Source organism: Humibacter albus DSM 18994 (assembly GCF_000421825.1).
GTDB classification, from domain to species: domain Bacteria; phylum Actinomycetota; class Actinomycetes; order Actinomycetales; family Microbacteriaceae; genus Humibacter; species Humibacter albus.
In genome coordinates this window covers 64,854-79,243 of record NZ_ATXT01000011.1, presented here as the reverse complement: position 1 = coordinate 79,243, position 14,390 = coordinate 64,854, and the positions used below count along the sequence as shown (strand labels likewise).

The following is a 14,390-nucleotide window of genomic DNA, read 5'->3' as shown; positions in this document are numbered from 1 at the left end:
CTCGGGTGGATCAATGGGTCGAAGGCGCCGGAAGGGCCCCCGTCCACGGTACGGGCGAGTCATCGTCGCTGCTCTGATTCGAGTCCGGTGTGCCCGATTCGCCTGTTCCGGATGCCGTCGAGCCCGTTGCCGCGCCGGTTCCGGTCTGCGTCGCCGTGCCCTGCGCCGCCTTCGAGTCCTTCGGCGCCTTCGCGCTCTTCGACGCGGTCACGAGCGGGATGCCGGCGGTCAGCGCGTTCTGCACGAGCTGTCCCGTCGAGTCCGCAGTCGCGGACGCGGGGGTGGGCGCGCCGATCACAGCGCCGTCGGAGAGCCGCAGGTAGACGGGCGACGCGTCGCTGACCATGCCGAGCGCGACGGCGTTGGCCGCTAGGTTCTGCGGCGAGGACAACGTCTGCACCTTCTCCGAGGCCTGCTGGTACTGGCGTGCCAGATGCGCTTTCGTCTGTTGCAGCGACTCGATGCGGTAGGCGCCCTGCGAGACGCCGATCGACAGCAGGAGCTGGACGACGACAACCGCCATGACCGTCATGACCGCCACGGCTGCGTAGAACAGCTTCGGTCGTGCGCGCCGTGACGCTCGTGGCAGCGCCTCGAGCCGTGGCGGTGTACGGCGCTCCGGTGCCCGCCGTGTCGATGGAAGCGACGCGGTCGCCTGGCTCATGAGATCCCCCTGATGCGTTCCGCCGCGCGCAGACGAACGGGAATGGCCCGCGGATTGCGTGCACGCTCCTCGTCATCGGCCAGCTCGGCCCCCCTGGTCAGCAGCTTCAGTTCCGGTCGATGCTCGGGCAGCTCCACCGGAAGCCCGACCGGCGCGGTCGACTTCGCCTTCGCGGCCAACGCCCGCTTGACGATGCGGTCTTCCAGAGACTGGAACGACATCACCGCGATGCGACCGCCGACGCGGAGCAGGTCCACCGCTCGCGGAACGGCTCGCTCGAGAACGTCGAGCTCGTGGTTCACCTCGATGCGCAGTGCCTGGAAGACGCGCTTGGCGGGATGCCCCGCCCGCTGCACGGCCGCCGGCGTGGCCTCCTGAATGATCGCCACGAGCTGCGCCGAGCGGGTGATCGGCGTCAGGGCGCGCGCCCGCACGATCGCGCGCGCATACCGTGCGGCCAGCTTCTCCTCGCCATAGTCGAGGAAGATCCGGCGAAGGTCCGCTTCGTCGTATTCGGCGATCACCGTCTGTGCTGTCAGCGGATCCGACGCGTCCATACGCATGTCCAGCGGAGCATCCTTCGAGTACGAGAAGCCGCGTTCCACCCGGTCCAGCTGCAACGACGAGACGCCGAGATCGAAGAGCACGGCGTCGACGGCGGAGATCCCCAGTCCGGTGACGGCGTCCGTGATCCCGTCGTAGACCGTGTGCACTGCCGTGAAACGGTCCCCGAAAGCATCCAGGCGCTGGGACGCGAGCGCGATCGCGTCGGTGTCGCGGTCGAGCCCGATGACCCGAAGGTGCCCGAAGCGCCGCAAGAGCGCCTCGGTGTGTCCACCCAGGCCCAGCGTGGCATCCACCAGAACCGGTGCGTTGGTCTGCAGCGCGGGAGCAAGCAACTCGATGCAGCGCTCGAGCATGACCGGGATGTGGATCTGAGAGGGTTCGGCGTCATCGACCATGAGAGGAACGGGGCTTCGCCCCTGCCGTCGGATCCCCATCCACACGCCACCTGACACCGGGGAAGGTGCATCAGGGTGCGAGCTGTGGCTGGGAGTCCGGCGCCAGGCGCTAGAACAGCCCCGGGATCACCTCCTCGGCGGTCTCCGCGAACGATGACTCGTTCTCACTCAGGTAGGACTCCCATGCGGCGGAGTCCCAGATCTCGGCGCGGTTGCCCGCACCGATCACGGTGAGGTCCCTCTGCAGACCCGCGTACGTCCGCAAGAGCGGGGGGATCGTCACACGGTGCTGCTTGTCGGGAATCTCGTCGCTGGCGCCCGAGAGGAACACGCGCAGGTAATCACGCGCTTGCTTGCTCGTGACGGGCGCCTGCCGGATCTTCTCGTTCAGCGACTCGAACTCGCGCCGCGGAAAGACGTAGACGCAACGCTCCTGACCGCGGGTCATCACGAGTCCCGACTCGAACTCGTCGCGGTATTTCGCCGGGAGGATGATGCGCCCCTTTTCGTCGAGCTTGGGGGCGTAGGTGCCAAGGAACATCGGCTCCTCCCCCGTCGAACTGCGCCGCGAGCCGGCGACATCCTCCACTTTACTCCACATTCATCCACAAATCGCGGATCTGGGATGGCATGACAGCATAGCCGGACGATTATTCCGCGTAAACACTGGGAAATATGACGGTGGAGGAGAGTGGAGCGAATCCGGGCTGGCTGCGCTCTTATCGGGCGTGTCTCTGCGCCGATGCTCCCCTCACGGGCGCGCGGCGAACCGTGGAGACGAGAGCAGAGTGGAGGGCCTCGACAACTCGCCGCTCAGCGACCTACTGCTTCCGTACTTGCGCCGCCCCGGCCGGAGCCGTGCACGACGAGCGCAAGTCAGGCATGTGCACGCATGTCGGCCATGAACGCGTGCCGGCCGTGAGAATGCGTGCGGGCATGAGAAAAGGGCGCACGCGCGGCGTGCACCCTTGTTTCACCTTCTGGGCCGACTCCGTTCGAGCCCCCTCGGCGTCACGCCGACGAAGGCCCGGAAGCTTCGGGATGAGCGACCGAACGGTCGACCAACCTGTTCGACCCTGCGGTCAGCGGTCGCCTTCCTGGCGCTTGTCCCACCGCTCGTTCATCTTGTCCATGAACCCCGGCTGCGCCGGCTTGGACGCCGATGAATCGCTGGACTCAGCGGCGGCTGCGGCGGCGCGTTTCGCGCGGCTCGGTGTGATCGCCACCAGCACACCGGCGAGCATGAGCACGAAGCCCACGATTCCCACCACCACCTGTTGGACGAACACGCCGGTCAGGAGAACCCCGACTCCGACGACGGCGAGAAGGATGCCGAGAACGACCGCGCGGTAGGTCGGGCGCACGCGCGCCCCGCCGACCTTCGCGACGAAATCGGCGTCATTCTGATAGAGGCCGCGCTCCATCTCATCGAGGAGGCGCTGCTCGTGCTCCGAAAGCGGCATCCTTGTCCCCCTCAGGCTAACGAGAATGACGATGTTGAACTCTCATTCTAGCCTTGCCGCCGCGGCTAGGCTAGGCGAGTGCCGGAAAGCAACCGATTGATCGATCTCGTGAACGACCGGATCGGACGCTTCCTCGAATCTCGCGAATCTATTCTTGAGGCCATCGCCCCGGACCTGGAGCCGATGAGCGCGTTCTCCCGGCAATTTCTCAGTGGTGGCAAACGATTCAGGGCCCTCTTCTGCTACTGGGGCTACCGCGCCGTGCACGACGCAGGCCACGCTCAGGAGTCCGACGTTCTCGATCCCGTCGTGGGCCTGGCATCCGCACTCGAGCTGTTCCACGCTGCCGCGCTCGTGCACGACGACATCATCGACCGGTCCGACACCCGCCGCGGCGGCCCATCAGCGCACCGCAGATTCGCCTCGCTCCACACCGCCGAGGAGTGGGACGGCTCCGCCGCCGACTTCGGCACCTCCTCCGCCATCCTGCTGGGCGATCTGCTCCTCGGGTTCAGCAGCGACATGCTGGATGAAGCACTCATCGACACCGCGCCCGCCCGGGCCGCCGGCGTGCGCCGCGAGTTCGGAAGCATGCGGGCCGAGGTGATCGCCGGGCAATACCTGGACATCCTCGAAGAGTCGTCGTGGCGGCGCGGACCGGAGTCGGACCTGCTCCCCCGCGCAGAACGGGTGATCGTCTACAAAGCGGCGAAGTACAGCGTGCAGGCTCCGCTGCTTCTCGGGGGCCTGCTCGCCGGCGGCACGCTGGGCCAGCTCGACGTGCTCCGAGAATTCGGCCTGCCGCTCGGCATCGCATTCCAGCTCAGAGACGACCTGCTCGGCGTCTTCGGCGACTCCCGGGTCACCGGGAAGCCGAGCGGTGACGACCTGCGCGAAGGCAAGCGCACGGTGCTCATCGCTCTGGCACGCAGGACGCTCCCCGGCTCCGCCCGGCGCCTGCTCGACGAACTGCTCGGCGACCCCGATCTCGACGACGGCCAGATCCGCACGCTGCAGAGCACCATCAACGCGTCGGGCGCGGCCGCGGAGGTCGAGCGCATGATCGAACGGAACGCGACTCGCGCGACACGGGCGCTCGACGACGCACCACTGGCCAGCTCGGCCGTGAACCGACTGCGCGACCTTGCTCAGTCGGTCAGCGATCGTCAAGCGTGACGAGCCCACCGGGTTCGATGACGCCAGCGGATGGTCTGGCGCGCATCATCCCAAGGCTTGAGCGACCCGCCTCACCTCGGCCTTGCGTCCCGCGCGCAGCGCGTCGATCGGAGCCGTCCCGAGGCTGTCCTCCGGCGCGAGCAGCCACTCCATCGCCTCGTCGTCGTCGAAGCCAGCATCCGCGAGCACGAACAGCGTTCCGCGCAGCTCGCTCAACGGCTCGTCGCCTGCGATGAAGTCGGCAGGCACCTTCAGCACCCCATCCACGCGGGCAGCCAGGAGGTGCTTGTCTTCCAGCAGTCGATGGATGCGCCCCACCCCGACGCCGAGGACGTCGACCAGGTCGGGGACGGTCAGCCAGTTTCTCTCTTCTCGCGCTCGATCGGATTCCGTGCTCGGTTTCACCACTCGACTAGCGTGCCACGCCTGACGCGGATTCCACACCCGTTCGTAGGTCATTCGTTACCGTGTTCTTCCAGGCTCACAGCCATGCCCTCCGTAGACTCGACGAGTGACCGCGAGCCAGCCCGATCCGATGCTCGGCCGTCTCATCGACGGCCGGTATCAGGTGCGCTCGCGCATCGCCCGCGGCGGCATGGCGACCGTCTATCTGGCCACCGATCTGCGTCTCGAGAGGCGCGTGGCGATCAAGGTGATGCACGGTCACCTCGCCGATGACGCGCAGTTCAAGAACCGTTTCGTGCAGGAAGCGCGATCGGCGGCGCGCCTCGCGCATCCGAACGTGGTCAGCGTGTTCGACCAGGGACAGGACGCCGACATGGCGTACCTCGTCATGGAATATCTGCCGGGCATCACGCTGCGCGACCTGCTTCGCGACTACGGCCGCCTCACGCCGGAACAGACGATCGACATCGCCGACGCCGTGCTCTCCGGGCTCGCCGCCGCCCACCGAGCGGGGATCATCCACCGAGATCTCAAACCGGAGAACGTCTTGCTGGCCGATGACGGTCGCATCAAGATCGGAGACTTCGGCCTCGCACGCGCCGTCACGAACAGCACCGGTACGGGGCAGGCGCTGCTGGGCACCATCGCCTACCTCTCCCCCGAGCTCGTCACCCGAGGCGTCGCGGATGCCCGCAGCGACATCTACGCGCTCGGCATCATGATGTTCGAGATGCTGACCGGCGAACAACCGTTCAAGGGCGAGCAACCGATGCAGATTGCGTATCAGCACGCGAACGATCCCGTTCCGCGGCCGAGCAGCATCAATCCCGACGTTCCGCCGCGCCTTGACGACCTGGTGCTCTGGGCGACCGCGAAGGATCCTGCGGACCGGCCGGCGGATGCCGGCGTCATGCTCGAGAGTCTCCTTCAAGTCGAGCGCGAGCTGCATTCCTCCAGCGCGGAGACCGGCCCGCAGCCGACGCTCGTGCTCCCGCCAACCGGAACGGAGGCGCCCGAGTCGGACACCCAGCTGATCGCCCCGGCGGCGAAGGTACGTCCCGAGGCATCGGCGACGGACGCGGTCGCCGCGCTCGCGACGATGACCCACGGCCGACGTGCTCGTGGCTGGTGGTTGCTCGCGCTCGTGCTGGTGCTGGCCGCGTTCGCCGGTGGAACCGGGTGGTACTTCGGCGGCGGACCGGGATCGCAGGTCACCGTGCCCACTGTGACCGGAATCGCGCAGGATGCGGCGACCACGAAGCTCACCGAAGCCGGCTTCGAAGCGAAGGCGGATCAGGTCTACTCGTCCAGCGTCCCGGTCGGCAAGGTCGTGTCGTCGACCCCTCGTCAGGGGAATGTCATCACCAAGGGGTCGACCGTCACGCTGCACGTTTCCAAGGGGCGCCAGCCGATCACTGTTCCCGCACTCGCCGGCCTGAGCAGCGCTCAGGCGAAGAAGGACATCACCGGCGTCGGAGCCGTGGTGGGAACGGTCGACGAGCAGTTCTCGTCCAGTGTCGCCCAGGACACCGTGATCTCTGCGGCAAAGGCTGACGACGACAAGGCGGACCTCTCCAAAGGGGGCGACTACTACAAGGGCCTCAAGGTGAACCTCGTGGTCTCGCTCGGCGCCGTTCCGGATGTGACAGGGAAGACCGAGGCGGACGCCGAGTCGGCCCTGGCCGCCGTCGGACTCAAGAGCGCCGAAGGCAAGAAGGACTACAGCGACGACGTTCCCAAGGGGTCCGTGCTCGCTCAAGCGCAGCAGAATGCCGGTGTCGTGCGCAAGGGCGACACGATCGTGCTCGACATCTCCCTCGGCCCCGCACCCGTGCAGGTTCCCGACGTGGTCGGCAAGACCTGGAAGGATGCGAAGAAGGCGCTCACCGACGCCGGATTCCAGGTCAGCTACCCGAAGACCGTCGGAACCATTCCTGTGGACACCTTCTCGTCGGCGTTCAAGGTGACCGCTCTCGACCCGGCGGGCGGAACGATGCAGCCGAAGGGCAGCACGATCAAGGTCAGCCTCGCGGCGAACTTCTGATTTCACGGCGTGGACCGAGCTCGGCCTCGCCGGACCGACGCATCCGACCCGAGACTGTCAGCGCGCGCCGAGCTCCTCGGCGACGAGAAAGGCGAGCTCCAGCGACTGCATGTGGTTGAGGCGCGGGTCGCATAGCGACTCGTAGTGCGTCGCCAGCGTCGCCTCCTCGATGTGCTCGGATCCGCCCAGGCACTCCGTGACATCGTCGCCGGTCAGCTCGACGTGGATGCCGCCGGGGATCGTTCCGGCATCGCGGTGCGCTTCGAAGAACCCTTTGACCTCGTCGACGACGTCGTCGAATCGGCGCGTCTTGTATCCGGTCGGCGTGGTCAGTCCATTGCCGTGCATCGGGTCGGTGACCCAGAGCGGCGTGGCACCGTGCTTGCGGATCGCCTCGAGAAGCGGCGGGAGCGCATCCCGGATCTTGCCCGCCCCCATGCGCGTGATGAAGGTGAGTCGGCCCGGCTCGCGGTCAGGGTCGAGCTTGTCGATCAACCGGAACATGTCATCCGGCGTGGTCGCCGGGCCCAGCTTGACGCCGAGGGGGTTGCGCACGCGGCTGAGGAAGTCGACGTGGGCGCCCTCGATCTGACGTGTGCGCTCCCCGATCCACACGAAGTGGCCCGAGGTATCGTACGGCGTTCCGGTGCGCGAGTCGATGCGGGTCATCGGCCGTTCGTAATCCATCAGGAGGGCTTCATGGCTGGCGTAGAAGTCCACGCGCTTCAACTCGTCGAAGTCGGCTCCGGCCGCCTCCATGAACTTGATCGCCCTGTCGATCTCGCGCGCGAGACCCTCGTAGCGCTGATTCGCCGGGTTCGCCGAGAAGCCGCGGTTCCAGCTGTGCACCTGCCGCAGGTCGGCGAAGCCTCCCTGGGTGAACGCGCGCATCAGGTTCAGCGTCGAGGCGGCGGTGTGATAACCGCGCACCAGACGACGCGGGTCGGCGGTGCGCGACTCTTCGGTGAACTCGTATCCGTTCACCATGTCGCCGCGATAGGCCGGAAGAGTCATTCCGCCGCGTGTCTCCGTGTCGCTCGAGCGCGGTTTGGCGAACTGACCCGCCATGCGGCCCATCTTGATCACGGGCACCGATGCGCCGTAGGTCAGGACGACGGCCATCTGCAGCACGGTCTTCACGCGGTTGCGGATCTTGTCCGCCGTCGCTTCGGCGAATGTCTCTGCGCAGTCGCCGCCCTGGAGCAGGAACGCACGTCCCTCGGCCGCCGCCGCGAGCTTCTCGCGCAGCTCGTCCACCTCGCCGGCGAAGACCAGGGGCGGCATGCTCGCCAGTTCAGCGGATGCCTCGCGAGCAGCCTCAGCGTCGGGCCAGGTCGGCTGCTGCCGCGCCTCGAGAGAACGCCAGTGGTCGAGACCGGCGATCACGGACTCATCGGCGGGAACGACGGTGTCGGACGAATCAAGCAGCACGGGCGGTGGTTCCACTTCTTCGAAGTCGAGGCGCCGCGGGTGACGACGTCTTGTCTCGGATCATTTTCGACTCTTGCGTGTGACGGCCGTCTCGGGAGACGACCGCGACATCGCCGATCGCGTGCCCGGGCTCCGTCGAGCGGCGTCCGGGTCCGCCGTCGGACCGGACTCAGCTTACCGGCTGGGGCATGATCGTCATGCTCGCCGGCCGGGTCCATCGTCTGGGCTCACGCGCAGGGCCGGCCTGTCAACGCGCGGGCCGCCGACGACGCCCCTCTCCCGTTCAGCGGGCGACGCTGGCGCGACGCGCCTTGACCGTCGACGCGTAGACATCCTCGTACTCCTGTCCGCCGAGCCCGTGCAGCGCGTACACGATCTCGTCCGTGATGGAGCGCAGAATGAACCGATCGCCTTCGAGTCCCTCGAAGCGCGAGAAGTCGAGGACGTCGCCGAACACGACACCGACCCGACGGATGCGAGGCAGTTTCGAGCCGATCGGCATGATCTGCTGGGTGCCGACCATGACCACCGGAACGACCCGCACGCGACCCTCGAGGATCATGCGGGCGACACCGGTGCGTCCTCGATACAGCTTGCCGTCGGGGCTTCGCGTGCCCTCGGGGTAGATGCCGAGGATCTCACCGCGCGCGAGCACGGTGAGGCCGGTGTTGAGCGACGCCTCGGAGGCGGGACCGCCCCCGCGGTCGATCGGCAGCTGGCCGGTGGCACGCATGAACGTCTTCGTCATCCACCCGGAGAACCCGGGCCCGGTGAAGTAGTCGCTCTTCGCGAGGAACGACACAGGACGCGTCACGACCAGGGGCAGGAAGATCGAGTCGATGAACGACAGATGGTTGCTGGCGAGGATGACCGCGGTGTCTTTCGGGACGTTCTCGAGTCCAACGACCCACGGCCGGAAGATCGCACGGAGCGCGGGACCCACGATCACGTACTTCAGCAGCCAGTAGAACACCTGTCAGCGCACCCCTTCCATAGCGTGCACGAGCAGCCTAGTGGCTCTCCGCGTGCAGGCGCGCGAGGTCGGCCGCACCGACGACACCGGCGTCGTTCACCAGTTCGGCGATGCGGAACTCGGGTTCGGGGTGGTAGCCGCGGGCGGGAAGGTTCTCGAGATACGAGGCACGGATGGGCTCGAGCAGAAGGTCGCCGGCCGCCGCGACGCCGCCGCCGAACACGAACATCTGCGGGTCGAGCACGGCGCCCAGGCTGGCGCAGGCCTGCCCGAGCCAGTCGCCGAGCTGCCGGAGCGCGGCCAGCGCGCCGGGATCACGTCGCTGGATGAGATCGCCTATGTCGGCGCCGCGGAGCGTGCCGGTGCGTGTGCGTACATCGGCGAGCACCTGGCCGATGCCGCCCTGGTCGGCGAGTTCGTTCGCGTAGCGCTGCAGGGCACGTCCCGATCCGTACTGCTCGATGCAGCCCCGTGCGCCGCACCCGCAGGGCAGGCCGCCGGGAACGACCCTCATGTGTCCGATCTCCGCGCCGGTGCCGAAGCCACCGCGGAAGAGCTTGTCCTCGGAGACGATCGCTCCGCCGACTCCGGTGCCGATGGTGAGGATGACCATGTCGCTCACCAGACGCCCGGCACCGAACCGGAACTCCGCCCAGCCGGCGGCATTGGCATCGTTCTCGATGACGATCGGCATTCCGGTGCGTGTCTCGAGCTTCTCGCGCAGCGGCTCGTTCCGCCACGCGATGTTCGGCGCGTAGTACACGGTGGACTGCGCCGCGTCGATGAATCCGGCCGCCGCGACCCCGGCCGCGACCGGTTCCGCATCGTCCTTCAGGCGGGCGATCATCTCGACCACGGCCGTCTCGATCTCGTCCGCATCCCGCGATGTCGGAACGCGGTCCTCACGGATGATCGTGCCCAGCTCGTCGACGAGCGCTCCGGCGACCTTCGTGCCTCCGATGTCGATTCCGATCGCGTGCAAGCCGAAGGCCGCCTTTCCTGGTCGACGAGTGCGCAGCCGCCAGATCGTTCGGCCGATGCAGCATAGAGTGTACTGGGTATGACGGTGGCGAAGGAGTTGCCAGTGAACCGAACCGAAACCCCTCTTGCGGTGCCTGCCGACCCGACCGCGAACTCGGCCGATCTGCTGGTGCAACGGGCCGCGGAGACGCCGGAGAAGGTGCTGTTCGCCAAGCCTGCGGGCGACGGCTGGATCGACGTGACTGCCGCGCAGTTCGAAGCCGAGGTGATCGCTCTGGCGAAGGGCTTCGTCGCCGCCGGAGTGGAGCCCGGAGACAAGATCGGGATCATGTGCCGCACGCGGTACGAGTGGTCGCTGATCGACTTCGCCGCATGGTATGCCGGTGCCGTCCTCGTGCCGGTCTACGACACGAGCTCGCCGCTTCAAGTGCAATGGAATCTGAGCGACTCCGGTACCACCCACATGTTCGTCGAAACGGCCGACCACTTCGCGCGCTTCGATGAGGTCGCCGCGGACCTTCCGAACATCCGCAACGTGTGGCAGATCGATCTCGGCGATCTGGAGAAGATCGCCGAGGCGGGCCACGAGGTGTCCGACGACGAGATCGTCCGTCGTCGCAGGCTCGCGAATGCCGACGATCTCGCGACCATCATCTACACGTCGGGTTCCATGGGGCGACCCAAGGGCTGTGTCATCACGCACGCGAACTTCGTCGACCTCTCCCGGAACTCGGCGGTGGCGCTGCACGAGGTGGTCGAGGACCCGCGCGGAGCATCCACTCTGCTGTTCATTCCTCTCGCGCACGTCTTCGCCCGGTTCATCGCGGTGCTCTGCGTGCACGGCGGAGTGCGGGTCGGCCACCAGCCGGACACCCGCAGCCTGCTGCCGTCGTTGGGCACGTTCAAACCGAGCTTCCTCCTGGCCGTGCCGCGAGTCTTCGAGAAGGTCTACAACTCGGCGGAGCAGAACGCGGAGAGCGGCGGGAAGGGCGGCATCTTCCGCAAGGCCGCTGCCTGCGCCATCGACTACTCGAAGGCGCAGGAGGCCGGCGAGCCGGTTCCGTTCGGGCTGCGCCTGCGGTTCGCGCTGTACAACCGTTTGGTCTTCGCCCGGCTTCGCGCGGCGATGGGCGGAAATGTGCGGTATGCGGTATCGGGATCGGCCCCGCTCGGAGCCCGCCTCGGGCACTTCTTCCACAGCATGGGCATCACGGTGCTCGAAGGCTACGGCCTGACGGAGACCACGGCTCCCGCGACCGTCAACCTTCCGCAGCGCTCGCGTATCGGGACCGTGGGCGTGCCGCTTCCCGGCGTCGCGGTCCAGATCGCGGATGACGGCGAGATCCTGATCAAGGGTATCGACGTGTTCAAGGAGTACTGGAACAACCCGGAGCAGACCGCGGACGCGTTCGAGGGCGGCTGGTTCAAGACGGGCGACCTGGGCAGCCTGGACGACGACGGCTTCCTCACGATCACCGGTCGTAAGAAGGAGATCATCGTGACGGCCGGTGGCAAGAACGTCGCCCCTGCCGTGCTCGAGGACGCGATCCGCGCCAATCTACTGGTCGGTCAGGTCGTGGTGGTCGGGGACCAGAAGCCGTTCATCGGATGCCTGATCACGCTCGACACGGAGATGCTGCCCGTGTGGCTGCACAACAGCGGACTGGACCCCGACATGTCGCTGACCGTCGCGTCGAAGCATCCGGCAGTGCTCGCGGAGCTGCAGAAGGCGGTGGATGCCGCGAACACGCAGGTCTCGCGCGCGGAGTCCATCCGCAAGTTCGTCGTGCTTCCCACCGAGTTCACGGAGCAGAGCGGTCATCTCACGCCGAAGCTGAGCATCAAGCGCCACGAGATCTTGAAGGATTTCTCCCCCGAGATCGAGTCCCTGTACTCGAACGCACCGTCGACAGAGGGCTTCTCACTGCGCTGACCCGGTTTCGCCGCATACGACGGCTGTCCCCAAAAGCGACGCGCCGCCACACGAGGGCAACCATCCCGCCATCGCAACACGCTCCCCAAGGCGGCGGCGTGCACGCCGCCGAACCCCACCATGCACCCGGCCGACGCCGCCCCGCGACCAATGACTCCCCACCGAAAAGGGCGCACCAAGAGAAAAGGGCGCACCAGGAAATGGAGCGCGACCGCCCCACCAGCGCAACACGCTCCACAAGGCGGCGGCATGCACGCCGCCGAACCCCGCCATGCACCCGGCCAACCGCGGTGCGCCGGCCGGGGGACGGCGCACAGAACAACTCAGAACCAGTCGCTCTCGCGCACCTTGCGCATCGCCTCGCGTCGGCGCTCCGGGGCGAGGCGCTTGAGGTACACGATGCCGTCGAGGTGGTCCGTCTCGTGCTGCAGAGCCTGGGCGAGCACGCCAGTACCCTCGACGGCGACCTCGTTGCCGTCGAGGTCGATGCCCGCTGCTCGTGCGAACGGATGGCGCGGAGTCGGGAACCACAGGCCGGGGACCGACAGGCATCCTTCGTCGATCTCCTCGAGGTCGCCGTCGACGTCCACGATGCGTGGATTGAGCAGGTAACCGACCTCACCGTCGACGTTGTAGCTGAACGCTCGGAGCCCGACACCGATCTGACACGCGGCCACGCCGGCACGACCGGGCAGCTTCACGCTGTCGAGCAGGTCGGCGACCAGGGCGCGCACGCCGTCGTCGATCGCGCCGACCGGTTCGGACACGCTGCTGAGCACGGGGTCGCCGAAGAGGCGGATGGGGCGATCAGGCATCCGATCAGTTTACTGAACGCCCTCACTGACCGAACGCTCTGGCATCGCGGCTGCGCCCCGGCCGTCACCGGGTTGCCGGCAGCCCTTCGACGACCAGCGCGGCCAGCACGCGCGCGGCCCGCCGGGTCGCGGGTCGCAGGTGTTGGTAGTCGATGGCGGCACCGGCGGCGAGGCGCGGGTCGTAGGGTATGCGCACGACGTCGCGGGTTCGTGACCGGAAATGCGCCTCGATCTCTTCCACGTCGACCAGGCTTGTGCCCTGCGTCGCCGTGTTCAGTGCGATGACGGCGTTGCGCACGAGTTCTTCGTACCCGTTCACCTCGAGCCAGGTCAGGGTCTCGGATGCCAGTTTCGCCTCGTCGACGCTGCCGCCGGACACGATGACGATCGAGTCGGCCCGACGCAAGGTCGGCTTCATGACCGAATGCACGATGCCCGTGCCGCAGTCGGTGAGCACGATCGAGTAGTAGCGGGCGGCGAGATCGGCGACGACGTTGTAATCGTTCTCATCGAAGGCTTCGGACAGTTGCGGATCCGTATCGGAGGCGAGAACGTCGAGTCGCGTCCGATCACGCGAGACCAGTGCGGAGAAGGCGGTATATCCGTCGATCGACGCGGCACGGTGCACCACGTCGCGCACCGTCGCCTCCGTCTGCTTCGACACGCGCTCAGAGAGAGTCCCGCGATCGGGGTTGGCGTCGATCGCAATGATCCTGTCCTCCCGTTGGTCGGCCAGAGCCATTCCGAGCAGTGCGGTCACGGTGGTCTTGCCGACGCCGCCCTTGCGGGTCAGCACGGGAACGAACCGGGCTCCGCCCGGCAACGGCCGCTGGATCCGCCGGTTCAGCTCATTGCGAGCCCGCGCCGCCTTCGAGTCCCCCGCGTTCACGACACCGAACGTCGCCTTGTAGAGCATCAGACGCCCCGCACCCTCGGGAGCGGGCCGTGCCCCACGATGCGGCACCAGCAACCGGTCAGCGGTCAGCATGGCTGACGACTCCGGCACCTCGGCCACCTCACCGGACCGGCGTCCTCGACGGGACGGATGCCGCCATCCGCTCGAGACCTCCACCTCCACCTGGCGAGGTATCGGCGTGCGCACCGGAGGAAGCGGCTGCGTCCGCACCGGGTGAGCGGTGACGATCGTCACCGACGCGGTCCGTGGCTGACGCGTTCTGGCCGGGTCCACAGGCACGTCGTCGATGGCGACGGCCTCCTCCTCGACGGGCCGCGGCTTCGGCGGAGCGGCCGGAAGATCCACGACGACGTTGATGCTGCCCGACTCGGTGACGAGGATTTCCCTGCCTTCAAGACTCTCGACCTCGACCTCGACGTCGACCTCGGCATCGTGCGGCGTCACGGCCTCGTCATCCGACGGCCCGGCGTGCTCGCCCGCCTCGATGTCGCGTTCGACCGCGGTCGTCCCCGCACCCCTGGCGGTTCCGTTCTTCTTGCTGCTGGCAGCCACGCACGCCCCCTTGCGTCGGCCCCAGCATATCGCCGGCTCCGAGCGCGACGGAGAGGTACCGCACACCCCCCAAAT

13 protein-coding genes are annotated in these 14,390 nt (G+C 67.4%); 3 read left to right on the top strand and 10 right to left on the bottom strand.

The features are described from left to right. Window positions 1–10: 10 nt before the first annotated feature. The 4 genes from ftsL to H623_RS0101745 all read right to left on the bottom strand — a co-directional run bounded on the left by ftsL (window position 11) and on the right by H623_RS0101745 (window position 3,089). Window positions 11–664, bottom strand: a complete 654-nt coding sequence (gene ftsL / locus H623_RS20820; protein WP_022899225.1) for a cell division protein FtsL — start codon at window positions 662–664, stop codon at window positions 11–13. Continuing rightward, window positions 661–1,626, bottom strand: coding sequence for a 16S rRNA (cytosine(1402)-N(4))-methyltransferase RsmH (gene rsmH, locus H623_RS0101755; RefSeq protein ID WP_022899224.1), 966 nt, complete (start codon window positions 1,624–1,626; stop codon window positions 661–663). Before rsmH ends, ftsL begins: the two co-directional genes overlap by 4 nt. A gap of 109 nt (window positions 1,627–1,735) precedes the next feature. Then, window positions 1,736–2,167 (bottom strand): division/cell wall cluster transcriptional repressor MraZ, encoded by a 432-nt coding sequence (gene mraZ / locus H623_RS0101750; protein WP_026939797.1) that lies wholly within the window; start codon window positions 2,165–2,167, stop codon window positions 1,736–1,738. A 541-nt stretch (window positions 2,168–2,708) separates the two neighbouring features. Then, window positions 2,709–3,089: a DUF3040 domain-containing protein gene (locus H623_RS0101745; protein WP_022899222.1), complete on the bottom strand. Its 381-nt coding sequence runs from the start codon at window positions 3,087–3,089 to the stop codon at window positions 2,709–2,711. A 78-nt stretch (window positions 3,090–3,167) separates the two neighbouring features. Between H623_RS0101745 and H623_RS0101740 the strand changes: the two genes are divergently transcribed. Continuing rightward, window positions 3,168–4,265 (top strand): polyprenyl synthetase family protein, encoded by a 1,098-nt coding sequence (locus H623_RS0101740; protein ID WP_022899221.1) that lies wholly within the window; start codon window positions 3,168–3,170, stop codon window positions 4,263–4,265. A 45-nt stretch (window positions 4,266–4,310) separates the two neighbouring features. Here H623_RS0101740 and H623_RS0101735 read toward each other — a convergent pair whose 3' ends face one another. Further along, window positions 4,311–4,673, bottom strand: a complete 363-nt coding sequence (locus tag H623_RS0101735) for an Rv2175c family DNA-binding protein (protein WP_022899220.1) — start codon at window positions 4,671–4,673, stop codon at window positions 4,311–4,313. Window positions 4,674–4,800: 127 nt separating this feature from the next. On the opposite strand from H623_RS0101735, the gene pknB reads away from it, so the two are divergent. After that, window positions 4,801–6,714 (top strand): Stk1 family PASTA domain-containing Ser/Thr kinase, encoded by a 1,914-nt coding sequence (gene pknB, locus H623_RS0101730; RefSeq protein ID WP_022899219.1) that lies wholly within the window; start codon window positions 4,801–4,803, stop codon window positions 6,712–6,714. A gap of 57 nt (window positions 6,715–6,771) precedes the next feature. On the opposite strand, the gene H623_RS0101725 is transcribed toward pknB, so the two are convergent. The 3 genes from H623_RS0101725 to H623_RS0101715 all read right to left on the bottom strand — a co-directional run bounded on the left by H623_RS0101725 (window position 6,772) and on the right by H623_RS0101715 (window position 10,100). Next, on the bottom strand, window positions 6,772–8,100 hold the full coding sequence (locus H623_RS0101725; protein ID WP_026939794.1) for a class II 3-deoxy-7-phosphoheptulonate synthase: 1,329 nt from the start codon (window positions 8,098–8,100) through the stop codon (window positions 6,772–6,774). 328 nt (window positions 8,101–8,428) lie between these two features. After that, window positions 8,429–9,118: a lysophospholipid acyltransferase family protein gene (locus H623_RS0101720; protein ID WP_022899217.1), complete on the bottom strand. Its 690-nt coding sequence runs from the start codon at window positions 9,116–9,118 to the stop codon at window positions 8,429–8,431. Window positions 9,119–9,155: 37 nt separating this feature from the next. After that, window positions 9,156–10,100 (bottom strand): ROK family glucokinase, encoded by a 945-nt coding sequence (locus H623_RS0101715; protein WP_022899216.1) that lies wholly within the window; start codon window positions 10,098–10,100, stop codon window positions 9,156–9,158. Window positions 10,101–10,202: 102 nt separating this feature from the next. Here H623_RS0101715 and H623_RS0101710 point away from each other — a divergent pair, with 102 nt between their 5' ends. Beyond that, window positions 10,203–12,032, top strand: coding sequence for an AMP-dependent synthetase/ligase (locus tag H623_RS0101710; protein ID WP_026939793.1), 1,830 nt, complete (start codon window positions 10,203–10,205; stop codon window positions 12,030–12,032). 323 nt (window positions 12,033–12,355) lie between these two features. Here the strand turns inward: H623_RS0101710 and H623_RS0101705 are convergent, their stop codons facing one another. Further along, entirely contained in the window at window positions 12,356–12,847 is a 492-nt protein-coding gene (locus H623_RS0101705) for a peptide deformylase (protein ID WP_022899214.1), read from the bottom strand. Between the two features lie 64 nt (window positions 12,848–12,911). Further along, window positions 12,912–14,315, bottom strand: coding sequence for a MinD/ParA family ATP-binding protein (locus H623_RS17250; RefSeq protein WP_022899213.1), 1,404 nt, complete (start codon window positions 14,313–14,315; stop codon window positions 12,912–12,914). Window positions 14,316–14,390: the final 75 nt, after the last annotated feature.